Source organism: Micromonospora sp. ANENR4 (genome assembly GCF_015354395.1).
GTDB lineage: Bacteria > Actinomycetota > Actinomycetes > Mycobacteriales > Micromonosporaceae > Micromonospora > Micromonospora aurantiaca.
Genome location: NZ_JADKYQ010000010.1, coordinates 1 through 24,342, shown reverse-complemented (window position 1 = coordinate 24,342; position 24,342 = coordinate 1). Strand labels below are relative to the sequence as shown.

Sequence of the window (24,342 nt, the reverse complement as noted above, 5' to 3'; positions counted from 1 at the left end):
CACCCGTTCTCCGAGGACAGGAAGGGCAGCATGACCACGATGACCATGGCATCGACCGCGACCGAGGTGCAGCGCGCGCCGCAGACCGGTGAGGAGAGCCGCGCCAGTGAGCTGATCGTGGCGCTCGCCGCGCTGCCCGCCGACCACCCGCAGCGGGCCGCCCTGCGCAACCAGGTCATCGAGGCGTGGCTGCCGCTGGCGAACCACCTGGCCGCCCGCTACAGCGGTCGCGGCGAGCCGGCCGGCGACCTGGCCCAGACCGCCGCGCTCGGCCTGATCAAGGCCGTCGACCGGTTCGACGCCTCGCGCGGTGTCGACTTCGCCGGCTTTGCCATCCCGACCATCCTCGGCGAGATCAAGCGGCACTTCCGCGACCGCACCTGGAACATCCGGGTGCCGCGTCGCCTCCAGGAGCTGCGGCTGCGCATCTCCGAGGCGAACAGCACGCTGACCCAGACGCTCAACCGGGCCCCGACCGTCGCCGACATCGCCGCCCACCTCGACGTCACCGAGGAAGAGGTGCTGGAGGGCCTGGAGGGCGCCCGCGCGTACAACGCGGTCTCGCTGTCCACCCCGATCGGCGACGGCGACAGCGCCACCGAGCTGGGCGACACGCTCGGCACCGAGGACAACGAGTACGAGCTGGCCGAGCTGCGCGCCTCGCTCGGCCCGGCGCTCGCCACGCTCGACGAGCGGGAGCAGAAGATCCTCACGCTGCGCTTCTACGGCAACCTGACCCAGAGCGAGATCGCCGCCCGGGTCGGTGTCTCCCAGATGCACGTGTCCCGGCTGCTCGCCCGCGCCCTGACCAAGCTGCGCGGCCAGCTCACCGAGGCCTGATCCACCCGCACCGCGACCCCCACCGGCCCGGCCGGCGGGGGTCGCGTCGTGTGTCGGGGTCGCGTCGTGTGTCACCAGCGCGAGGGCGGGGGCGGCGGCACCACCGGCGGCCGGTCGTCGCAGGTGACGGTGTTCGGCAGCAGCCACGGCGCCAGCCAGCCGCCGTCGTTGCCGCCGAGGTCGGCCAGGCCGAACTCCGACCCGTCCGGGGTGAAGTGGAACGACCCGCAGTTGTTCACACCGACCGCGCCCACGCTGCGGGCGTCCACGTTCGCGAAGCTCGCCCCGCCCGCCGTACGCGCGCTGACCACCGACGTGCCGGTGCCGTCGACCCGGATGTCGCGGAAGCGGACGTTGTCGATGCGGACGCTGTCCTTCACCGGCCAGTCGCTGACCAGCATGATCGCGTTGTAGGTGCTGTCCAGGTACGCGTCGCCGGTCACCTGGATGTCCGCGGCGTCGATGCTGCGGTCCAGCGCGTAGAACCAGATCGCGCCGAGGCCGATGTTCCAGTTCAGGTCGTACGTGCCGGCCCGCACCGTGGTGTTGCCGGTGATCAGCAGCCGGCCGGTGAACGGCTCGGCCCCGAACCGGGAGCCCACCTGGATCGCGCTGCCCTCGCGTACCGGGTCGGCGATCAGGTTGTGCGCGACGGTCAGGTCGGTGCCGCCGTACAGCGCGATGCCGTTGGCGAGCACCGGCGACTGCACGGTGTTGTACGCGAACGTGTTCGACGCGTTCGCCGTGCCTTCCGACCACATCGCCAGCGCGTCGTCGCCGCTGTTGCGGACCACCGAGTTCGTCACCGACGAGTGCGTGACGCCGGTGTGGAGGTTCAGCCCGTCGGCGATCTGGTCGGCGATCACCGTGTTCGTGACCCGCAGGCCGGTCATCGGCCCGTCGAACCACATGCCGACCTTCGTGTGGTGCAGGTAGAGGCCGTCGATCGTGCTGTGGTTCAGCGCCCCGCCGACTGCGTTGACCTGGTCGGTGTCGATCCGCTCGCGTACGTCGCCCTCGATCGCGAAACCGGACAGGTGCACGTCGCTGCTGCCGCCGTCGGCGGCGTCGCGGCCGTAGAAGCCGACACCCGTGTGCCGGGAGCCGTCGGGCGCTGGGGTGCCCAGGGCGACCTCGCGCCCCCGCACGATCGTGTACCAGCTCCCGGCCCCGGCGATCGTCACGTCGTCGACGACGATGTGCCGGTTGACCTGGTAGGTGCCCGGCGGCAGGTAGAGCGGGCGGTCCATCCGGCGGGCGTACGCGATGGCCCGGTCGAACGCGTCGGCGGACTCCCGCCGGCCGGTCGGGTCGGCGCCGAAGGACAGCGCGTCCACCGCGCGGGGGACCACGCGGGGCGGCGCGACCAGGTGCGCGTCCACCAGGTCGATGACCGTCCACGCGGCGGCCGAGCCGCGCGGCGCGGTCAGCCGGACCACCTCACCGCCCCGATGGGTACGACCGAGCAGCAGGCGCTGCTCGTCGTAGAAGTGGTGCGGCCGGAACGGCTTGCTGATAACCGGCGTCGGCGTGGTGGCCGCCGGGACGCAGGAGCACTCGGTGATCCACCAGTCCGGGTGCAGCAGGTCGGCGCCGGGGTCGTTGGTGAACGGGTACTGGTTGTAGAGCCAGGCGTACTGCGAGGTCAACGTCATGGTGCGGGCGCGCGCGTGCCCGACGGACACCCGCAGCGGCGCGGTGATCCCGCCGCCGCCCGGCGCGTCCGGGATGCTGTAGCGCACGGTCAGCGCGTTCGTGGGCCGGGGGAGCGTGAGTTCGACGTACTGGCCGGGCAGCAGCCGTACGGCCCGGCGGCCGGACGCCTCACCGGCGAGTGTGTACGCCGACCGGTCCGGCCCGATCACGGTGCCGGTGGTCCGGCCGTGCTCCGCCTCCTGTTCGACGTAGTCCACTGTCGCGCCGCGCCCGGCCACCAGCGCGGGGTCGAGCCCGGCGCGGGTCACCACGGGAGCCGGTCCGCGCGGCGGGCCCGCCGTGGCGGCGCCGGGCGGGACGAGCAGGGCGGCGGCGACGACCAGCGCCGCGAGGATCCTCGGCACGCTCCGCGACATCGGAGCACCCACTTTCTCGGGGGACGGGTGGCCCCGGCGGCGCAGGCCATCGACAAGGTTCCCCATGTTATTCCGCTGCTCTGTCGCCTTTCAAGCATCAATCTGCTCGCATCTTTCGGACCGGCTGCGGCCGTTCGCGGCAAGACCCGACCCGCTCCGGCTGTTCATTTCTTGCAAGAATCCGACGTACGATTGCCGCCGTGACGAAGCGCCTGACCGAGGTGGCCCGCAAGGCGGGCGTCAGCGAGGCGACGGTGAGCCGGGTGCTGAACGGCCGCGGCGGCGTGTCCGAGGCGACCCGGACCGCCGTGCTGACCGCCCTCGACGTGCTCGGATACGAGCGCCCGAGCAAGCTGCGCGGCGAGCGCGCCCGCCTGGTCGGCCTGGTGCTGCCGGAGCTGCAGAACCCGATCTTCCCGGCGCTGGCCGAGGTGGTCACCGGCTCCCTCGCGCAGCGCGGCTTCACCCCGGCGCTGTGCGCCCGCACCATCGGTGGCGTGCCGGAGTCCGGGTACGTGGAGATGCTGCTCGACCACCAGGTCAGTGGCGTCATCTTCGCCGGTGGCTCGTACGCCCTGGCCGACGCCTCGCACGAGCACTACCGGCGCCTGACCGACCGTGGCCTGCCGGTGGTGCTGGTGAACGCCGGCGTCGAGGAGCTGGGCTTCCCGCGGGTGTCCACGGATGACGCGGTCGCCGTCGAGCAGGCGTACGGGCACCTGCGCTCCCTCGGCCACGAGCGTATCGGCATGGTGCTCGGCCCGGCCGACCACGTGCCGTCGCGCCGCAAGCTCGACGCGATGGTCCGGGCCGCCGGCTGGGGCGAGGACCGGTCCCTGGTGGAGCGGTCCAGCTTCTCCATGGAGGGCGCGCGGGTCGCGGCCACGAAGCTGATCGAGCGCGGCGCCACCGGGATCGTCTGCGCCAGCGACGTGCTGGCGCTGGGCACCATCCGGGCCGCCCGCCGCCTGGGTTGCGCCGTGCCGGCCGACGTCTCGGTGGTCGGCTTCGACGACTCGGCGTTCATGACCTGCACCGACCCGCCGCTGACCACTGTGCGGCAGCCGATCGAGACGATGGGCCAGGCCGCCGTCGACCTGCTGGTGACCCAGATCGAGGGCGCCGGCGTGCTGCACGACGAGCTGCTGTTCGAGCCCGAGCTGGTGGTACGCGGCTCCACCGCCCCCGCCCCCCGCCGCTGACCCCCGGCGGGCTCCGCCCGCCCGCCCCGCGTCGCCGCGCCCCGCCGCGTCCGTCGATCTTGGAGTTGTGGCGCCCGGAATGCGGCCTAGTTCCGGTATCCGAGGTGCCACAACTCCAAGATCGACGAGCCACCCGCACCGCAGTCGAGTTCTTGCATTCCTGCGTTCGCATCTTGCTGGGTTCGGTACGCGTCGCTACAGTGACTCCACTCACACCTGACCCGGGGCGCGGTTTCCGGAGGCAGGGCGCGCGCGGCTGCCGTTCCACCACCTGAGGGCAGCCGCGCGGTCACCGCACATCAGTGAAGGCCATGGATACACCCGTTCCCGAAGGGATGGACAGATGTCCGTACCGCAGTATCGGAAGGTCGCGGCCGTGGCGCTCGCGGCCGGCCTCGGGCTCAGCCTTGCGGCGTGCTCCACAAAGAGCGACGACAGCAGCGACGCCGGCGGCAAGGTCACCATCACCGTCGACTGCCAGCCGGTCGGCGCGCAGAAGGAACTGCTGAAGAACTGGAACGACGACGTCGCCGAGTTCCAGCGGCAGAACCCGGACATCGTCGTCAAGAGCGTCAGCGTCGGCGAGCAGTGCAACAACCCGCCGGACTTCACCGCCCGCCTCGCCGGCGGCACCGTCACCGACGTGTTCTACGGCTACATGACCGACCTGCAGCAGGTGCTGGACTCCGGCCAGGCGATGGACATCGGCCAGTACGCCACAAAGGACACCATCCCCACCTGGGACAGCGTCGACCCGGCGCTCAAGGAGGTCTTCACCGACGGTGGCAAGCTCTACGCCGTACCGGTGAAGAACTACTCGATGGGCCTGATCTACAACAAGGCGCTGTTCCAGCGGGCCGGGCTCGACGTCAACAATCCGCCGAAGACCTGGCCCGAGGTGCGGGCCGCGGCCAAGAAGATCTCCGCGCTCGGCGACGGCATCGCCGGGTACGCCGAGTACAGCGCCGGCAACACCGGCGGCTGGCACTTCACCTCGCTGCTCTACTCCCAGGGCGGCCAGGTGCTCAGCGCCGACGGCAAGAAGGCCGACTTCAACAACGCGATGGGCAGGCAGGTCCTGCAGAACCTCAAGGACATGCGGTACGGCGACACCAGCATGGGTGCCCGGCAGCTGCTCCAGTGGGGTGACCTGCTCACCAACGCCGGCGCCGGCAAGGTCGGCATGTTCATCGGCGCGCCGGACGCGACACAGGCGATCGTCAGCCAGTTCCAGGGCAAGTACCAGGACTGGGCGATGGGCCCGCTGCCCGGCCAGGACGGCCCGGCCAAGGCGACGCTCGGCGGCGGCGAGGGCTACTTCTTCAAGAAGGGCCTGAGCCCGGAGCAGGTGAAGGCCGGCCTGAAGTGGCTCGCCTACCAGAAGCTGACCCCGGGTAAGGGCCAGTTCGACTACGTGCGCGCCAAGCCGCAGAACTACCCGGTCGGCCTGCCCCAGCCACTGCTGTTCGCGAACGGCAGCGACGCGCAGAAGCAGGAGTTGGAGCTGCGCAAGGCCAACGCGAACGTGGACACCACCAACTTCGCGGTCTTCGAGGCCAACCCGGTGCCGATCAAGGGCGAACCGCGTAACGCCCAGGCGATCTACGCGGTGCTCGACGCCGCGATGTCCGGGGTGCTGACGAACCCGAACGCGAACATCGACGCGCTGCTCAAGACCGCCGAGGACAAGGTCAACCAGCTGCTGGCCGCGCAGAGCTGACCCGACCGGAGGTGGGGCCGGCGCACCGGCCCCACCTCCCCGAGCACCGCAGGAGTCGTCTTGGCGCTCACCACCGCCCCCGGTGCCACCCGCCGTCCCGGCCCCGTCGCGCCGCCGTCGTCGCGTACCGCCGGACGCCGCACCGGCCTCGGCCGCAAGGTCCGGGACAACCTCACCGGGCACACGTTCCTCATCGGCGCTGTCGTCTGCTTCGCCGTCTTCTCCTGGTACCCGATGGTCCGCGGCGTCGTGATGAGCTTCCAGCGCACCCGCCGGGGCGAGACCACCTGGGTGGGCTGGGACAACTACAGCCGGATCATCGCCGATCCGAGCTTCTGGACCGCCTGGAAGAACACGTTCGTCTTCACCGGCCTGGCGCTGGTGCTCGGCTACCTGGTGCCGTTCTTCGTCGCGATCCTGCTCAACGAGCTGCGCCACGCCAAGGGCTACCTGCGGGTGCTGGTCTACCTGCCGGTGATGCTGCCGCCGGCCTCAGCGCTGTTCCTGTTCAAGTTCTACGCGTACGACCCGAGCGAGGCGGGGCTGTTCAACGCGATCCTCACCGCGCTGGGACTGCCCACGTCGGAGTGGATGCAGTCGCCGACGATGACGATGCCGGCCATGGTGATCGCGTCGACCTGGATGAACATGGGCGGCGCCGTGCTGATCTACCTGGCCGCGCTGCAGAACATCCCCGGCGAGCTGTACGAGGCCGCCGAGATCGACGGCGCCGGGGTGTGGCGGCGCATCCGGCACGTGACGATCCCGCAGACCCGGCTGATCCTGGCGCTGCTGGCGATGCTCCAGATCGTCGCCACCATGCAGTTGTTCATCGAACCGCTGATCCTGGCCAACGGCGCCGGTACGCAGGACTCGGCGACCTCCGTGGCGTACCTGATCTACCAGCACGGGTTCTTCCAGAACGACCTCAACGGCGCCGCCGCGCTCGGCGTGATCATGTTGGTGGTGCTGGCCGGGTTCTCCGCCGTCTACCTGCGACTGACCGCGAGACAGGACTAGGATATGGCCGCCGACAGCACCAACCGTACCCTCATCTCCCACGCCCAGCTGCGGCGCGGTCGCGGCCGCGTCCTCTACTGGGTCGTGCTGTCAGTGGTCGTCGCCGGGTTCACGCTGGTGTTCCTCGGCCCGCTCTACTGGATGGTCACCGGCGCGCTGAAGTCCGGCCAGGAGATCGCCCAGACGCCGCCGACGCTGTTCCCGCGCGATCCGCAGCCGGGCAACTACGTCGACGCCTGGACCAACCTGGATCTCGCGAAGCTGCTGTTCAACACGTTCTACTACGCGGCCGGGGCGGTGCTGTTCCAGCTCGTGTTCGACACCGCCGCGGCGTACGCGCTGTCGAAGCTGCGCCCGGTGCTGGGCAGGCTGATCCTCGGCATGATGCTGGCGACGCTGATGATCCCGGCGATGGTGCTCATCGTCCCGCAGTACGTGACGGTGATCGACCTGCCGATCGTGCACGTCAACCTGCTCGACTCGCCGTTCGCGATCTGGCTGCCGCTGGTGGCGAACGCGTTCAACATCTTCCTGCTGAAACGGTTCTTCGACTCGATCCCGGAGGACCTGATGGCCGCCGCCGTGATGGACGGCGCCTCGCCGCTGCGCACGCTCTGGTCCATCGTCCTGCCGATGTCCCGCCCGATCCTCGGCGTGGTCGCGATCTTCGCGGTGACGGCGGTCTGGAAGGACTTCCTCTGGCCGAAGCTGGTCATGCCGTCGCCGGAGACGCGGACCGTCAGCGTCGGCATCTACGCCTTCGCCGGCGGCACCCCGATGAACGTGGTCATCGCCGCGTCGGTGATCGCCGCCATCCCCACCGTCGTGCTGTTCCTGATCTTCCAGCGCAACATCATGTCCGGCCTGACCACCGGCGGCCTCAAGGGCTGACCGGGCCGCCGCACGGCCGCCGCCGGCCGAACCCGCCAGCGCAGAACCGACCCCGCAGAAAGCAGGTGCCCGTGTCCATGGCCGACAACAGCCCGTGGTGGCGCTCCGCGGTGATCTACCAGGTCTATCCGCGCAGCTTCGCCGACGGCGACGGCGACGGGATCGGCGACGTCGCCGGCATCCGGTCCCGCCTGGACCACCTCGCCGCGCTCGGCGTCGACGCGATCTGGTTCAGCCCCTGGTACCCGTCGCCGATGGCCGACGCCGGCTACGACGTGTCCGACTACCGCGACATCGACCCGGTCTTCGGCACCCTCGCCGAGGTCGAGGCGCTGATCGCGGAGGCGCACGCGCTCGGCATCCGCAGCATCGTCGACGTGGTGCCCAACCACTGCTCCGACGCGCATCCGTGGTTCCGGGCCGCGCTCGCCGGCGGCCCGGGCGCGCCCGAGCGGGACCTGTTCTGGTTCCGTCCCGGCCGGGGACCCGGCGGTGACCTGCCACCCACCGACTGGACCGGTGAGTTCGGCGGCCCCACCTGGACCCGCATCACCGACCCGGACGGCACCCCCGGCGACTGGTACCTGCACCTGTTCGCCCCGCAGCAGCCCGACTTCAACTGGGACCACCCCCGGGTCCGCGCCGAGTTCGAGGACATCCTGCGCTTCTGGTTCGAGCGGGGCGTGGACGGCATCCGCATCGACTCGGCCGGGCTGCTCGTCAAGGACGGCACGCTGCCCGAGGTCGGCCCGGACCGGCCGCACCCGTTCCGCGACCAGGACGGCGTGCACGACGTGTACCGCGCCTGGCGGCGCATCGCCGACTCGTACCCGGGCGGGCGCGCACTGGTCGGCGAGGTGTGGCTGCCCGACCGGCAACGGTTCGCTAACTACCTGCGCCCGGACGAGCTGCACACCGCGTTCAACTTCGACTTCCTCGGCTGCGCCTGGGACGCCACCGCGCTGCGGGCGAGCATCGACGGCACGCTCGCCGCGCATGCCCCGGTCGGTGCGCCGGCCACCTGGGTGCTGTCCAACCACGACGTCACCCGCCACGTCACCCGGTACGGCCGCGCGGACACCCGGTTCAGCTTCGCCGCCAAGCGCGAGGGCATCCCCACCGACCTGGAACTGGGCACCCGCCGGGCCCGCGCCGCCGCGCTGCTGTCCCTCGCGCTGCCCGGCGCCGCCTACGTCTACCAGGGCGAGGAGCTGGGCCTCTGGGAGGTCGAGGACATCCCGTACGAGCTGCGGCAGGACCCGATGTGGGAGCGGTCCGGGCGGGTCGACCCGGGCCGCGACGGCTGCCGGGTGCCGCTGCCCTGGCAGGGCGACACCCCGCCGTTCGGGTTCAGCCCGGACGGCGCGACCGCCGCGCCGTGGCTGCCGCAACCGGCGGACTGGAAGGACCGCACGGTCCGCGCCCAGACCGGCGATCCGCACTCGATGCTGGAGCTGTACCGGGCCGCGCTGGCGCTGCGCCGCGCCGAACCGGCGCTCGGCGACGGCACGCTCGCCTGGCTGCCCGCACCGGACGGGGTGCTCGCGTTCGCCCGCGAACCCGGCTTCACCTGCCTGGTCAACCTCGGCGGCGCGGCGGTGCCGCTGCCCGCGCACGACCGGCTGCTGCTCGCCAGCGGCCCACTCGACGACGACCGGCTGCCACCGGACACCGCGGTCTGGCTGCGTACCCGATCGGCCTGACCGCGGCGCCGGCGGCCCCGTCCCGCCGCCGGCGCCGCGACACCGGCGGCCCGTCCCGGCCGCCACCGCGCGACACACCTGGGGAGGAGGAAGGAGAGGCAACGCCGCACGGGGGGATCTGGCCACCGACGAAAGGGAGCACACCCCGCATGGCCGAGCACCGCACCGCGCACCGCCACCGCACCACCGGCGTGGCCGCCCTGGCCGCCGCCGCGCTCGCCGCCTCGACACTCGTCGTCGTGGCGCTCACCACGACCGCCACCCCGGCGTCCGCCGCCGGACTGTCCCCGTTCGACATCACCGGACGCGGCGCCACAGTGCCGTTCCGGGAGCAGGAGGCCGAGCAGGCCGCACACACCGGCACGAAGATCGGCCCCGACCGGCGCTACGGCACGCTGCCGTCCGAGGCGTCCGGCCGGGAGGCGGTCACCCTCGACGCCGTCGGCGAGTACGTCGAGTTCACGCTCACCGCCCCCGCCAACGCGGTCACGTTCCGGTACAGCCTGCCGGACAACGCCGCCGGCACCGGCCGCGACGCCACCATCGACCTGCGCGCCGACGGCACCCTGGTCAAGGCGGTGCCGGTCACCTCCCGGTACGGCTGGTACTACGGCGGCTACCCGTTCCACAACAACCCGGGCGACACCAACCCGCACCACTTCTACGACGAGACCCGGACCATGTTCGGCACCACCTACCCGGCCGGTACGAAGATCCGCCTCCAGGTCTCCTCGACCGCCCAGTCGCCCACGTTCACCATCGACCTGGCCGACTTCGAGCTGGTCGGAGGGCCGATCACCAAGCCGTCCGGCGTGCTGGACGTGGTGACCGACTTCGGCGCCGACCCGACCGGAACCACCGACTCGACGGCGAAGTTCCAGGCCGCCGTGGACGCCGGCAGGGCGCAGGGCCGGGCGGTGTGGATCCCGGCCGGCACGTTCACGCTCTGGGACCACGTGGTGGTCGACGGCGTGACGCTGCGCGGCGCCGGCCCCTGGTACTCGGTGCTCGGCGGCCGGCACCCGACCGACCGTAAACGCGCCGCCGGCATCTACGGCAAGTACGTGCCGGGCGGCGGCTACTCCGGCGAGATCCGCCCGCACGAGGCCGGTGGGCCCAGCCGCAACGTCACGCTGCGGGACTTCGCCATCATCGGCGACATCCGGGAACGTGTGGACGAGGACCAGGTCAACGCCATCGGCGGCGCGATGACGAACTCGGTGGTGGACAACCTGTGGTTGCAGCACACCAAGGTCGGGGCCTGGATGGACGGGCCGATGGACAACTTCACCATCCGCAACAGCCGCATCCTCGACCAGACCGCCGACGGGGTGAACTTCCACTGGGGCGTCACCAACTCCACGGTCACCAACACGTTCGTCCGCAACACCGGTGACGACGCGCTGGCCATGTGGGCGCAGAGCGTGCCGAACGTCGGCAACTCCTTCACCCGCAACACCATCGGCGTGACGATCCTGGCCAACCACCTGGTCACATACGGCGGGCGGGACATCACCATCGCGGACAACGTCACCGCCGACTCGGTCACCAACGGCGGCGGCATCCACGTCGCGAACCGCTACCCGGGCGTCACCGGGCCGACAGCAGTGGCCGGGACCATCACGGTGGCCCGCAACACGCTGATCCGCAACGGCAACTCCGACTACAACTGGCAGTTCGGCGTCGGCGCGATCTGGTTCTCCGCGCTCAACGAGCCGATCCAGGGCGCCACGATCGCCGTCACCGACACCGACATCCTGGACAGCTCGTACGCGGCGCTGCACTGGATCGAGGGGCAGACCAGCGGCATCTCGTTCGACAACGTCCGCATCGACGGCGCCGGCACGTACGCGCTCCAGGTGCAGGCGCCCAGCCAGGTCCGGTTCACCAACGTGCGGGCCACCGGCATCGCGCAGTCCAACCCGATCCACAACTGCGTCGGCAGCGGCTTCCAGATCACCCAGGGCGCCGGCAACTCCGGCTGGTACACGGCCACCCCGTACTGCGGGCCGTGGCCGCAGCCGCAGTGGGGCAACGGCCCGTCCAGCCCGCCGCCCACCAGCCCGGCGCCCACCACCACGGCAGCGCCGACGACAGCGCCACCCACCACGACGCCGCCGGCCGGCGGGAACCTGGCCCTGGGCCGGCCGGCGACCGCCACCAGCACCACCCAGACGTACGCCGCCGGCAACGCCGTCGACGGCAACGCCGCCAGTTACTGGGAGAGCGCCAACAACGGGTTCCCGCAGTCGCTCACCGTCGACCTCGGCGCGTCGCGCGCCGTCGACCGGGTGGTGCTGAAGCTCCCGCCCGGCTGGGAACGGCGTACCCAGACGCTGTCGGTGCTCGGCTCCACAGACGGCTCGTCGTTCTCGACCCTGAAGGCGGCGGCGGGCTACACGTTCGACCCGGCCGCCGGCAACACCGTGTCGATCGCGCTGCCGTCCGGCGACCGCCGGTTCGTCCGGGTCACCGTCACCGGCAACACCGGCTGGCCGGCGGGCCAGCTCGCCGAGCTGGAGGTGTACGGCGGCGGCACCACCACACCGCCGCCCACCACGACAGCGCCGCCCACCACCGCGCCGCCGGCCGGCAACCTGGCGGCGGGCCGTCCGGTCGCGGAGACCAGCCACGCCGACGTGTACGGCGCCGCAAACACCGTCGACGGCAACGCCAGCACCTACTGGGAGAGCGCCAACAACGCCTTCCCCCAGTCGGTGACAGTCGACCTGGGCAGCGCCCGGCCGGTCGCCCGGGTGGTGCTGAGGCTGCCCCCGTCGGCGGCCTGGCAGACCCGTACCCAGACCGTGGCGGTGCTCGGCTCCACCGACGGCTCGTCGTTCTCGACCCTGAAGGCGGCGGCGGGCTACACGTTCGACCCGGCGGGCGGCAACAGCGTGTCGATCACGCTGCCCGCCGGTGACCGCCGCTACGTGCGGCTGACAGTCACCGGCAACACCGGCTGGCCGGCCGGCCAGCTGTCCGAGTTCGAGGTGTACGCCTCCTGACCCGGCGCGGCGGGGCCGCCCCGGTCCCGCCGCGCCACCGCACCCCACCCCGAACGCCTCTCCACCTCCCCCGGGAAGAAGGTGTCCGTCCACCATGTCCAGACTCCGTACCGGAATCGTCGCGGTGCTCGCCGCGGTCGGCCTGGTCGTCACCGCGGCCCCGGCCCCACCGGCCCTCGCCGCCGGCGGCCCGAACCTCGCCGCCGGACGCACCGCCACCGCCAGCAGCGTCAACGGCCCCTACGTCGCGGCCAACCTGACCGACGGCAACCAGGGCAGCTACTGGGAGAGCAGCGGCGCGCTGCCCCAGTGGGCGCAGGTCGACCTCGGCACCAGCCGCGCCGTCGACCAGGTCGTGCTCGAACTCCCGGCCGCCTGGGAGGCCCGCACCCAGACGCTGTCCGTGCAGGCAAGCGCCGACGGCAGCGGCTTCACCACTGTCGTCGCGTCCGCCGCCCGCACGTTCAGCCCGGCCGCCGCCAACACCGTGACGCTCGGCTTCACCGCCACCGACGCCCGCTACCTGCGGGTCGTGATCACCGCGAACACCGGGTGGGCCGCCGCGCAGCTCGCCGAGCTGGAGGTGTACGGCGCGGCCACCTCCTCGACCAACCTGGCGCTCGGCCGGACCATGACCGAGAGCGGCCACGCCGACGTGTACGGCGCGGGCAACGCCAACGACGGCAACGCGGCCACCTACTGGGAGAGCCCGAACAACGCGTTCCCGCAGTGGATCCAGGCCGACCTGGGCGTCGCCACCAGCGTCAACCGGCTGGTGCTGCGGCTGCCGTCCGGCTGGGGCGCGCGCACCCAGACGCTCACCGTGCAGGGGAGCACGAACGGCTCCACGTTCGGCACGCTCGTCGCCTCCGCGTCGTACGCGTTCGACCCGGGCGGCGGCAACACGGTGACAGTCACCGTGCCCACCGCGTCCACCCGGTACGTGCGGCTGCTGTTCACCGCAAACAGCGCCTGGCCCGCCGGGCAGCTCGCCGAGCTGGAGGTCTACGGTCCGGCCACCGGTGACACCCAGGCGCCGAGCGCGCCGGGCAACCTCGCGTTCACCGAACCCGCCACCGACCAGGTGCGGCTGACCTGGACCGCGTCGACAGACAACGTGGGCGTCACCGGCTACGACGTGTACGCCAACGGTGTGCTGCGCACGAGCGTCGGCGGCTCCACGCTGACGTACACCGACACCCAGCCGGCCGGGACCACCGTCTCCTACTACGTGCGGGCGCGGGACGCGGCCGGGAACGTGTCGGCGAACAGCAACACGGTGACCCGTACCGGCAACACCGGGGACACGGTCGCGCCCACCGCGCCCGGCACCCTGGCCTTCAGCCAGCCGGCGAGCGGGCAGATCCGGCTGACCTGGACCGCGTCCACGGACAACGTCGGCGTCACCGGCTACGAGGTGTACGCCAACGGCACGCTGCGCACCACAGTCAGCGGGTCCACGCTCACGTACACGGACAGCCAGCCGGACAGCGCCACCGTCTCGTACCACGTCCGGGCCCGCGACGCCGCCGGGAACGTGTCCGCGAACAGCAACACCGTCACCCGCACCGGCAGCACGTCCGGTGGCACCAACCTGGCGGTCGGCAAGCCCGCCACCGCGTCGTCGATGGTGCACGTGTTCGCCGCCGCCAACGCCGTCGACAACGACGTCACCACGTACTGGGAGGGCGCGCCCGGCGCGTACCCGAGCACGCTCACCGTCGCGCTCGGCGCCAACGCCGCCATCAGCGCCGTCGTGGTGAAGCTCAACCCGGACCCGGCCTGGGGCGCGCGCACCCAGACGTTCCAGGTGCTCGGGCGGGAGCAGTCCGCGTCCGGGTTCACCAGCCTGGCCGGCTCCGCCACGTACTCCTTCAACCCGAACAGCGCCAACACGGTGACCGTCCCGGTCTCCGCGACCGCCGCGGACGTCCGGCTCCAGTTCACCGCGAACTCCGGCTCCTCCAACGGCCAGGTCGCCGAACTCCAGGTCATCGGCGTTCCGGCACCGAACCCGGACCTCACCGTCACGGCCGTCACCGCGTCGCCGTCCGCGCCGGTGGAGACCGACACGATCACGCTGTCCGCCACCGTGCGCAACGCCGGCACCGCGACCTCCACCGCCACCGCCGTCACCCTCTACCTGGGTACGACGAAGGTCGGCACCGCCGCCGTCGGCGCGCTCGCCGCAGGCGCGTCGAGCACCGTCTCGGCGAGCATCGGCGTACGCGACGCCGGCAGCTACCCGCTCACCGCGAAGGTCGACGAGTCGAACGCGGTGATCGAGCAGAACGAGGCGAACAACTCCTACACCAGCCCGACCCCGCTGACCGTCAGCCCGGTCGCCAGCTCCGACCTGGTCGCCTCCGTCGTCACCTGGTCACCCGGCACGCCGAGCGCCGGCGCCACCGTCTCCTTCGCGGTGACGCTGCGCAACCAGGGCACCATCGCGTCGGCGAGCGGCGCGCACGGCGTCACGCTGACGGTGCGCGACCAGTCCGGCGCGGTGGTCCGCACGCTCACCGGCTCGTACAGCGGCACGATCGCCGCCGGGGCCAGCGCCGGACCGGTGTCGCTGGGCACCTGGACCGCCGCGAACGGCCGGTACACGGTGCGGGTGGTGCTCGCCGACGACGCCAACGAGCTGCCGGTCAAGCGGCAGAACAACACCAGCGACCGGTCGCTGTTCGTCGGCCGCGGCGCCAACCTGCCGTACGACGCGTACGAGGCAGAGGACGGCACGACCGGCGGCGGCGCGCAGGTGATCGGCCCGAACCGCACGATCGGTGACCTCGCCGGGGAGGCGTCCGGCCGCCGCGCGGTCACGCTCAACACCACCGGCGCGTACGTCGAGTGGACCACCCGCTCGGCGGCCAACGCCCTGGTGGCCCGCTTCTCCATCCCGGACGCGCCGGGCGGCGGCGGGATCGACTCGACCATCAACGTCTACGTCAACGGTGTGCTGCACAAGCCGATGAGCCTCACCTCGAAGCACATCTGGCTCTACGGCGCGGAGGCCGGGCCGAGCGACTCGCCGAGCGCCGGCGCGCCCCGGCACCTGTACGACGAGGCGAACGTGCTGCTCGACACCACAGTCCCGGCCGGTAGCCGGATCCGGCTCCAGAAGGACCCGGCGAACAGCACCACGTACGCGATCGACTTCGTCGACACCGAACTGGTCTCGCCGCGCGCCAACCCCGACCCGGCCCGCTACAAGGTGCCGACCGGATTCAGCCACGCCGACGTGCAGAACGCGCTCGACGCGGTACGGATGGACACCACCGGCACCCTGGTCGGCGTCTACCTGCCCGCCGGCACGTACGAGACGGCGCAGAAGTTCCAGGTGTACGGCAAGGCGGTGCAGGTCGTCGGCGCCGGCATGTGGTTCACCCGGTTCCAGACGCCGCGCAACCAGCAGAACACCGACGCCGGTTTCCGGGTCGAGTCCTCGGCCAGCGGCTCCACGTTCGCCCACCTGGCGTTCTTCGGCAACTACACCAACCGGATCGACGGTCCCGGCAAGGTGTGGGGCGAACTGAAGGACGTGGACGACCTGACGCTGGACAGCGTCTGGGTGGAGCACACCGTCTGCGCGTACTGGGGGGTGAGCGTGGACGGGCTGACCATCCGGGACAGCCGGTTCCGCAACACCTTCGCCGACGCGGTGAACATGACGAACGGCAGCACGAACAACCTGGTCACCAACTCGGAGGGCCGCTCCAACGGCGACGACGCGTTCGCGCTGTTCTCCGCCACCGACCAGGGAGGCTCCGGCGGCAACCACGGCAACGTGTTCGAGAACCTGACCGCCACGCTGACCTGGCGGGCGGCCGGGCTGGCGGTGTACGGCGGCTACGACAACGTGTTCCGCAACCTGTACATCGCCGACCAGCTCACGTACTCGGGCATCACGATCAGCTCGCTGGACTTCGGCTACCCGTTCGTCGGGTTCGGCGCCAGCCCGCCCACCCGGTTCGAGAACATCTCGCTGATCCGGTCCGGCGGGCACTTCTGGGGCGCGCAGACGTTCCCGGCGATGTGGTTGTTCTCCGCGTCGAAGGAGTTCCGTGGCATCCGGGTGACCGATGTGGACATCGTCGATCCGACGTACTCGGGGATCATGTTCCAGACCAAGTACAACGGCAGCCAGCCGGAGAACCCGATCACCGACACGGTGCTGACGAACGTGTCGATCTCGGGTGCGCGGCGCAGCGGCGACGCGTTCGACGCGAAGTCGGGCTTCGGCATCTGGGTCAACGAGATGCCCGAGCCAGGTCAGGGCCCCGCCGTCGGCGCGGCCACCTTCACGAACCTCCGCCTGACCGACAACGCCCAGGACATCAAGAACACCACAACAACCTTCACCATCACCCGCAACTAACCCGACCCCGCCCGCCCCGCCCCGCCCGGTTCCGCCCCCGCGATCTTGCACTTTCGGCCCCTGCACTGCCGGATTACTCCTGGTACGAGGGGCACCAAACTGCAAGATCGCGGGAGTGGGGGCGGGGTGGTGTGGGGGCGGCGCGGCGATCTTGGAGTTGTGGCACCTCTGATAGCGGGGGCGAAGCCGGCAAGATGTGGCACCACAAGTCCAAGATCGACGGCGGCGTCAGTTGCCGCGGTCAGTGGGGGAGGGTGGTGGAGAGGCGGCGGATTGCCTCGTCCATCTGCTCGGGAGCGGCGGCGGCGTAGGTCAGGCGCAGGTGGGGGGCGGGGGGTTCTGCCGCGTACCAGGGGCGGCCGGGGAAGACGGTCACCCCCGCTGCCGCGGCCGCCGCTGTCACCGCTACGTCGTCGGTGTTGTCGGGCAGGCGTACCCACAGGTGCAGGCCACCGCGCGGGACGGCGCGCGGGGTCAGCGACGGCAGGTGCCGGTCCAGCGCGGCGAGCAGCGCCTCCCGTCGGGCGCGCAGCTGTACGCGCAGGCTGCGGCGGTGCCGGTCCCAGGCCGGCGCGCTGAGGAATTCGACTGTGGCCTGTTGCAGCGGCCCGGCCACGAAGAGGTCGTCGAGCAGGCGGGCGGCGCGCAGTCGCGCCCCGGCCGGCCCGCGCGCGCCGATCGCGGCGATGCGCAGGCCGGGCGCTGTGGACTTGGTCAGCGAGCGCAGGTAGACGACGTGTCCGTCCGGGTCGTCGGCGGCCAGTGGCGGCGGGGCCTCGCCGTCGATGGCGAGGTCGCGGGCGTAGTCGTCCTCGACCAAGAACGCCCCGGCCTCGCGCACCGCCTCCGCCACCTCGCCACGCCGGGCGGCGGACAGGGTCGCGCCGTGCGGGTTGGCGTACAAGGGCTGGCAGTAGAACAGGCGGGCGCCGGTACGGGCGAACGCGGCGGTGAGCTGGTCGGGGCGTACCCCGTCGGTGTCGGCGGGGACGGGCACCACCCGCAGCCCGGCGGCGCGCGCGGCGGCGAGCGCGCCCAGGTAGGTGGGCGACTCGACCAGCACCGTGTCCCCGGGGACGGTGAGCGCCCGCAGCGTGGAGGAGAGCGCGGCCTGCCCGCCCGGGCAGATCACCATGTCCTCGGCGCGCAGGCCGCCACCCGCCTCGCGGGCGAACCAGGCGCGCAGGTCGGCGCGTCCCTCGACCGGGCCGCGCTGCCACGCGGCGGGCTGCCGGGACGCCCGGGCGAGCGCCGCACCGAGCGCGGCGGCCGGCTGGAGGTCCGGGTCCAGGTAGCCGCCGGTCAGCGGGATCGCGCCCGACGGCGGTAGCGCCAGCAGCGCCTGCATCTCCTCCTCGCCGCCCCGCCGCGAGCCGAGCGCGACTGTCTGCCACGACAGGTCCGCCCGCGGTGGGTCGGCTCGGCGGGCCGCCACGTACGCGCCGCGGCCCGGACGTGTCTCGACCAGCCCGTCCGCGACGAGCCGCCGGGTCGCCTCGGCGACCGTGACGGGGGAGACGTGATGGTGCGCGGTCAGCTCCCGTACCGACGGCAGCCGCGTGCCGGGCGCGGCGTCAGCCGCCAGCGCACCCAGATGCCGGACCACACGGTCGATAGCGCTACCATCGTTCATGACGGAACAGAGTAGCGCTACTGCACCGACGACGGTAACGGTGAGACCGGGCGCCGGGATCGCCCTCGGCGCGCTGGGCGTACTGGCCTTCAGCATGTCGCTGCCGGCCACCCGCGTCGCGGTGCACACACTCGACCCCTGGTTCGTCGCGTTCGGACGGGCAGTCGGCGCGGCGCTGCTCGCGTGGGCCTACCTGCGGCTGACCGGTGCGCCACGCCCCACCCGGGACCAGTGGCGACGGCTGTCGATCGTCGCGCTAGGCGTCGTGGTCGGCTTCCCGCTGTTCACCTCGCTCGCGCTCACCACACAGACATCAGCGCACGGCGCCGTGGTCGTCACCGTGCTGCCCGCCATGACCGCCGTGTTCGCGGTGCTGCGTGCCGGCGAACGGCCGCCGCCGCTGTTCTGGCTCGCCGGTGCCGCCGGCCTGGCGCTGGTGCTCGCGTTCCTCGCCGCGAGCGGCTCGATGCGCGGCGCCCTGTCGGCCGCCGACCTGTTCCTGCTCGCCGCCGTGGTGCTCTGCGGACTCGGGTACGCCGAGGGCGGCCGGCTGGCCCGCGAACTCGGCGGTGCCCGGACGATCTGCTGGGCGTTGCTGCTGTCGCTCCCGGTCACCGTGCCGGTCACGGCGGTGGCCGCTCTCGTCCACCCGCCGCAGGGCGGCGCCGCCGCCTGGACCGGGTTCGGCTACCTCACAGTGGTGTCGATGTTCCTGGGCTTCTTCGCCTGGTACGCCGGGCTGGCCCGGGGCGGTATCGCCAAGGTGGGGCAGATCCAGCTCGTCCAGCCGGTGCTCACGCTGATCTGGTCGGCGGTGCTGCTCGGTGAGGCGGTCACGCCCGGCGCGCTGGTGGTGGCGGGCGCGGTGCTGGCCTGCGTGGTGCTCATCCAGCGCACCCGGGGCGGCGCGGTGCCGGCGCACGCCCCGGGCGGGTCGTCATCAGCAGGGCGCGATCGTGCCCGTCACGCTGGAGACGTACGCGTGGCTGACGAAGTGTCCTGACGCGAGGCGGTTCCACTGGCTGGTGGTCCGGTACGGGCCGCTGACCGACTGGCCGGTGACCGAGCACTCGATCGGCACGTCGGCGTACGTGGCGGCCAGGCCGACGACGGGATTGCTCGTGCTCGGACCGGAGCGGATGTTGAGCGGGCCGCTGCCGATCCGGCCCCGGGTGCCGGTGCCGGTCCAGAGGTAGGCGACGTCGACCCAGGCGTTGTCGGTGAGCAGCAGACCGTCCCAGAACGTGCCGTCGGCGAGGTCGATGCCGGCCGGGCTGCCCACCACGCGCCCGAACTGGTCCCGGCCGCCGTTGTAGCCGTTCTGGTACGCGGCCTGCGCCTCGGGCCAGCCCTGCGGCAGGTCCTTCCACATCTCCCGGACACCGCTCGGGTTCCAGTAGTCGTCCCTGGTGTTCCACGGTCCGATGTCCCAGACCGGCGCGTACTCGCAGCGGCTGCGGGTGGTGGTGCAGACCCGGACGGTGTAGTCGCCGCTGTTCTTCGGCGCGAGCCCGCGGGCCGACGGCAGCGCGACGAAGTGGTCCCGCGAGACGATCACGTGCCCGTTGGCGGTGGTGCCGCCGACCAGGCCCTCGCGGGTGGCGTACACCCGGTAGGTGAGGCCCGGGGTGGCGGCCGTGACGGCGGCGACCGAGTCGGCGACGAGCCGGACCCCGCGCACGGTGGGCGCGGTGGACGGCCGCTCGGCGGTGAGGGCCACCCGGATCTGCACCCGGGTGACCGGCTGGTCGAAGACGGCCGCGCCGGAGACGGACCGCCACTCGGTCCACGCGCCCGATCGCCAGCCGCGCGCCGCCACCTCGACGGCGCCGTCGGGGCCGGGTGTCGCGACGATGTCGGCGCGGACCCGGTTGGCCGGTACGGCGAGCGAATGCGGCGTGACGACGAGCGTGCCCTCGGCCGCGATGCCGTGCCGGGCCGCGGGTCGGTGGGCCGGGTCGGCGAGGCGGAGTTCCGTGCCGGTCCAGCGGACGTTGACGTCGTCGGAGTCGACGGCAGTGAGGTCGGCGCTCCACGTGTTCTCGGTGGCCGCCGGGGCCGTCAGTGGTGCGGCGGGTGCCGGCGAGGCGGCCAACACGGCGGCGACGACGCCGGCGACCGCCGCGAGCGGGCGGGTCCTGCGGGAATGGGGCATGACGCTCCTCGTGGGGGCATGAGGTAGACAAACTTCGATGCCAGGGTGGGGTGCAGGCAATCATCGATCTCGCGTCCCGTCAAGGCGGCGCCCTCCCGCGCCCGGTGGCCGGAGTAGTGCAAAAAACCTGCAAACGCCAGCTCTTGCCTTCCTGGAAAGCGCTTTCATACGATTGCGTTACATCGATGTTTCATGTGCGGGCCGGGCATCGCAGATGAACCACATTCGCTGGCGGCGCGCCTGATCGCGTCGCGGCTCCTCATTATTCCCATTCGGTGACTGCCGCTGCTCGGCGGCAATTCCCGCATGCTCGAAAAAGGAATGAGGCGACATGAGAAGACCAGTCGCGCTGCGACTCCACGCGGCACTGGCCACGGCGGCCGTCGGTATCGCCATCGCCGTGGTACTGCCGTCCCCGCAGGCGTCGGCGGCGGCCGGAAGTGCCACCGGCTACGCCACCCAGAACGGCGGCACCACCGGCGGCGCGGGCGGCCAGACCGTACGCGCCACGACCGGCACCGCCATCCACGCCGCGCTGTGTGGCCGGGCCGGCAGCAGCACCCCGATCATCATCGAGGTGACCGGGACCATCAACCACGGCAACACCAGCAAGGTCTCCGGATCGAGCTGCAACACCGCGGACGGCGTGATCGAGCTCAAGCAGATCAGCAACGTCACCATCATCGGCGTGGGCAGCGGCGCGGTGTTCGACCAGCTCGGCATCCACATCCGCGACTCCCGCAACATCATCATCCGCAACGTGACGGTGCGCAACGTCAAGAAGTCCGGCTCGCCCACCTCCAACGGCGGCGACGCGATCGGCATGGAGAGCAGCGTCCGCAACGTCTGGGTCGACCACGTCACGCTGGAGGCGTCCGGCGGGGAGTCGGAGGGCTACGACGGCCTGTTCGACATGAAGGACGACACCCAGTACGTGACGCTGTCGTACAGCATCCTGCGCAACTCCGGCCGGGGTGGCCTCATCGGATCGAGTGAGAGCGACCGCGGCAACGGCTACATCACGTTCGAGCACAACCTGTACGAGAACATCGACTCCCGTACGCCGCTGCTGCGCGGCGGCATCGCCCACATGTTCAACAACCACTACACCGGGCTGCACGAGTCGGGCATCAACTCCCGCGCCGGCGCGCGGGCCAAGGTGGACAACAACTACTTCCGCAACTCCAAGGACGTGCTCGGCACGTTCTACACCAGCGAGCGCGGTACCTGGCAGGTCAGTGGCAACATCTTCGACAACGTGACCTGGTCCTCGCCCGGGAGCGACAACTACCCGGCGGGGCCGAACGTGACGTCCACGACCACCGTCAGCGTTCCGTACTCGTACCGGCTCGACGCGGCGAGCTGCGTGCCGGACATCGTGCGGCAGACGGCGGGCGCCAACACCGGCCTGCGGGTGTCCGACGGCAACTGCACGCCGCAGTCCCCGGCGCCGACCACGCCCGGGCCGACCACGCCCGCACCCACCACGCCGCCGCCCGGGACGACCACCCCGCCGCCGTCCGGCGGGACCAACCTGAGTCTGCTCTCCGGCGCCGGCGCGGACGGGTCCAGCAAGGCCGACGGCACCAGCTACGGCAACGTGCGCGACGGCAACCTGAGCACGTACTGGTCGCCGTCCGGGTCGACCGGCACCGTCTCGATCAAGTGGGGCTCGGCCACCACCGTGTCCCGCGTGGTCATCCGCGAGCCGTCGGGCACCTCGGGTTCGATCGGGTCCTGGCAGCTCGTCAACAACGACAACGGCGCGGTGCTGGCCTCCGGCAGCGGGGCCGGCCAGATCACCTTCGGCGCGACCTCGCTGAAGAAGATCAACTTCAAGATCAACAGCTCCAGCGGTACGCCGAGAGTCGGCGAGTTCGAGACGTACGCCAGCTAGCAGGTCACACGAGCGGGGGCGGCCGATCCGGCCGCCCCCGCCCTTGTTCGTGTCCCCGGTCAGAGAGTGAGCACGACGGTGGAGATGCTCCGCGCGCCGACGTTCACGGTGACCTGGTTGCCGTTCACGCCGACCGGCTGGCTCGCCGCGCTCGCGTTCTGCGACGTGGCCACGTACTCCGCCCGGCTGACGTTCTGCGGCGCCTGGATGATCGCGTTGTTCACCGCGCTCGTCGACCGGTTGAGGATCACCAGCGTGACCTTCCCGTCGCCGGAATAGGCGGTCACCTCCAGCGGCGACGCCTTCGAGCTCTTGGTCAGGGCGACCCGCTGGTAGCCGGGCCGCACGTACTTCGCGTACTGCGAGAACGCGTACCCGCGCTTGAGCGGCGCGCCCGCCACGGTGCCGTACGCGGACTCGCCGTCACCGATGAACGAGTAGTAGCGCTTGCCGTACCACCAGACGTACGCGCTCCAGTTCGACTCCATCGACTTGTGCACGGTGCGCATGATGTCGTCGAGCGTCTCGTTCCAGGCCGCGGCGTTGGCCGGGTTGCCCCAGATGTTGGAGCCGCCGCCGTCGGCCTCGTGCAGGTTCCACTCGGTCATCCACACCGGCTTGTTGTACTGCTGCGCCAGCGTGTACGGCTTCAGCCGGCCGGACGCCTCGGTGCCGTAGAGGTGACCGCCGATGTAGCCGATGTTGTTGCGGGCCGCCGCGTCGTTGAGCGTCGGGTCTGTGTAGCTGTAGTTCAGGTTCACCGCCTCGGCGACCATCAGCTTGGTGTTCTGCACCTTGGCGCCCTGCTCCCGCACGAAGGTCTGGAGTTCGGTGCCGCTCCAGTCCATCGAGTCGTAGTCCGGGTGCCAGTCCGGCTCGTTCTGCACGGACGTGACGTCGATCGTCACGCCCTGGTTGCGCATGTACTGGACGTAGCTGTTGAGGTGGCCTGCGTAGTCGTCGTAGTAGTCGGTGCGCAGCTTGCCGCCGTTGATCCGGCTGTTGTTCGTCTTCCAGGCCGCCGGGGCGGTCCACGGCGACGCCATGATCTTCACGTTCGACCCGTACGACTTCGCCGTGCGCAGCGCGCTGACCTGGGTTCCCCACTCGCCGGACACCGGCGAGATGCCGGTACGCACGATGGACAGGCCGAGCTGGTTGGGGCCGAGCCCGACGAGCGTCTGCGTCTCGGCCGTCGACCAGGCGCCGCCCCAGATCGACACGGCGGCGCCGAACCCGTCGATGGTCTGGTAGCGGCTGGCGGTGTTGACGGTGATGTCCGCCGCCCCGGTGGGCGGCGGGCTGCTCGGTGAGGTGGTCGGCGAACTCGTCGGCGACGTGGACGGCGAGGTGGACGGCGACGTCGGCGTCGTGCCACCGGTGCAGGTCACCCCGTTGAGCGCGAAGCTCGTCGGCGCGGGGTTGCTGCTGGTCCAGGCCCCGTTGAACCCGAACGACGTGCTGCCGTTCGTGGGGATGGACCCGTTGTAGTCGACGTTGCGGGCGCTGACCGCCGCTCCGCTCTGGGTCACCGTGGCGTTCCACGCCTGGGTGACGGTCTGGCCGGCGGCGTAGGACCAGGTGAGCGTCCAGCCGTTGACCGGATCACCCAGGTTGGTGACAGTCACGTTCGCGCCGAAGCCGCCCTGCCACTGCGACGACACGGCGTAGGTGACCGCACAGCCGGCGGCCGCCGCCCCGGCCGGCAGCGCCGCGGCCATCGCCGTCGACGCCAGCAGGACGGCCCCGGCCGACAACACCGCGGTACGGGTCGTTCTGTGCCTTCTCATCGGACCTCTCTCTCTCCTCGATCGGCCGGA

General features: G+C 71.6%; 14 protein-coding genes. 10 read left to right on the top strand and 4 right to left on the bottom strand.

Annotated features, from left to right (window positions below; genetic code table 11):
* Positions 1–30 precede the first annotated feature (30 nt).
* A complete protein-coding gene (locus tag IRY44_RS18505; RefSeq protein WP_194801558.1) occupies positions 31–840 on the top strand; it encodes a SigB/SigF/SigG family RNA polymerase sigma factor in 810 nt (269 codons plus the stop codon).
* A 71-nt stretch (positions 841–911) separates the two neighbouring features.
* Here IRY44_RS18505 and IRY44_RS18500 read toward each other — a convergent pair whose 3' ends face one another.
* Positions 912–2,912 (bottom strand): glycosyl hydrolase family 28-related protein, encoded by a 2,001-nt coding sequence (locus tag IRY44_RS18500; RefSeq protein ID WP_194801557.1) that lies wholly within the window; start codon positions 2,910–2,912, stop codon positions 912–914.
* Between the two features lie 200 nt (positions 2,913–3,112).
* Between IRY44_RS18500 and IRY44_RS18495 the strand changes: the two genes are divergently transcribed.
* The 7 genes from IRY44_RS18495 to IRY44_RS18465 all read left to right on the top strand — a co-directional run bounded on the left by IRY44_RS18495 (position 3,113) and on the right by IRY44_RS18465 (position 16,837).
* On the top strand, positions 3,113–4,114 hold the full coding sequence (locus tag IRY44_RS18495; protein WP_194801556.1) for a LacI family DNA-binding transcriptional regulator: 1,002 nt from the start codon (positions 3,113–3,115) through the stop codon (positions 4,112–4,114).
* A gap of 343 nt (positions 4,115–4,457) precedes the next feature.
* Positions 4,458–5,834, top strand: a complete 1,377-nt coding sequence (locus IRY44_RS18490; protein WP_194801555.1) for an ABC transporter substrate-binding protein — start codon at positions 4,458–4,460, stop codon at positions 5,832–5,834.
* Positions 5,835–5,894: 60 nt separating this feature from the next.
* Complete coding sequence (locus IRY44_RS18485; RefSeq protein WP_194801554.1) at positions 5,895–6,854, top strand: carbohydrate ABC transporter permease; 960 nt, start codon at positions 5,895–5,897, stop codon at positions 6,852–6,854.
* Positions 6,855–6,857: 3 nt separating this feature from the next.
* Entirely contained in the window at positions 6,858–7,745 is an 888-nt protein-coding gene (locus IRY44_RS18480) for a carbohydrate ABC transporter permease (RefSeq protein WP_194801553.1), read from the top strand.
* A 77-nt stretch (positions 7,746–7,822) separates the two neighbouring features.
* Entirely contained in the window at positions 7,823–9,448 is a 1,626-nt protein-coding gene (locus IRY44_RS18475; RefSeq protein WP_194801784.1) for a glycoside hydrolase family 13 protein, read from the top strand.
* 149 nt (positions 9,449–9,597) lie between these two features.
* Complete coding sequence (locus IRY44_RS18470; RefSeq protein WP_194801552.1) at positions 9,598–12,456, top strand: discoidin domain-containing protein; 2,859 nt, start codon at positions 9,598–9,600, stop codon at positions 12,454–12,456.
* 94 nt (positions 12,457–12,550) lie between these two features.
* Entirely contained in the window at positions 12,551–16,837 is a 4,287-nt protein-coding gene (locus tag IRY44_RS18465; protein WP_194801551.1) for a discoidin domain-containing protein, read from the top strand.
* A gap of 241 nt (positions 16,838–17,078) precedes the next feature.
* On the opposite strand, the gene IRY44_RS18460 is transcribed toward IRY44_RS18465, so the two are convergent.
* Complete coding sequence (locus IRY44_RS18460; protein ID WP_194801550.1) at positions 17,079–18,470, bottom strand: PLP-dependent aminotransferase family protein; 1,392 nt, start codon at positions 18,468–18,470, stop codon at positions 17,079–17,081.
* A 40-nt stretch (positions 18,471–18,510) separates the two neighbouring features.
* Here IRY44_RS18460 and IRY44_RS18455 point away from each other — a divergent pair, with 40 nt between their 5' ends.
* A complete protein-coding gene (locus IRY44_RS18455; protein WP_194801549.1) occupies positions 18,511–19,473 on the top strand; it encodes a DMT family transporter in 963 nt (320 codons plus the stop codon).
* Here IRY44_RS18455 and IRY44_RS18450 read toward each other — a convergent pair.
* Positions 19,411–20,625, bottom strand: a complete 1,215-nt coding sequence (locus IRY44_RS18450) for a hypothetical protein (protein ID WP_194801548.1) — start codon at positions 20,623–20,625, stop codon at positions 19,411–19,413. The genes IRY44_RS18455 and IRY44_RS18450 overlap by 63 nt on opposite strands.
* A 331-nt stretch (positions 20,626–20,956) precedes the next feature.
* Here IRY44_RS18450 and IRY44_RS18445 point away from each other — a divergent pair, with 331 nt between their 5' ends.
* Entirely contained in the window at positions 20,957–22,522 is a 1,566-nt protein-coding gene (locus tag IRY44_RS18445) for a polysaccharide lyase family 1 protein (RefSeq protein WP_194801547.1), read from the top strand.
* A 59-nt stretch (positions 22,523–22,581) separates the two neighbouring features.
* Here IRY44_RS18445 and IRY44_RS18440 read toward each other — a convergent pair whose 3' ends face one another.
* Positions 22,582–24,312 carry a cellulose binding domain-containing protein gene (locus IRY44_RS18440; RefSeq protein ID WP_194801546.1) on the bottom strand — a complete coding sequence of 577 codons (1,731 nt, stop codon included), beginning with the start codon at positions 24,310–24,312 and terminating at the stop codon, positions 22,582–22,584.
* Positions 24,313–24,342 lie beyond the last annotated feature (30 nt).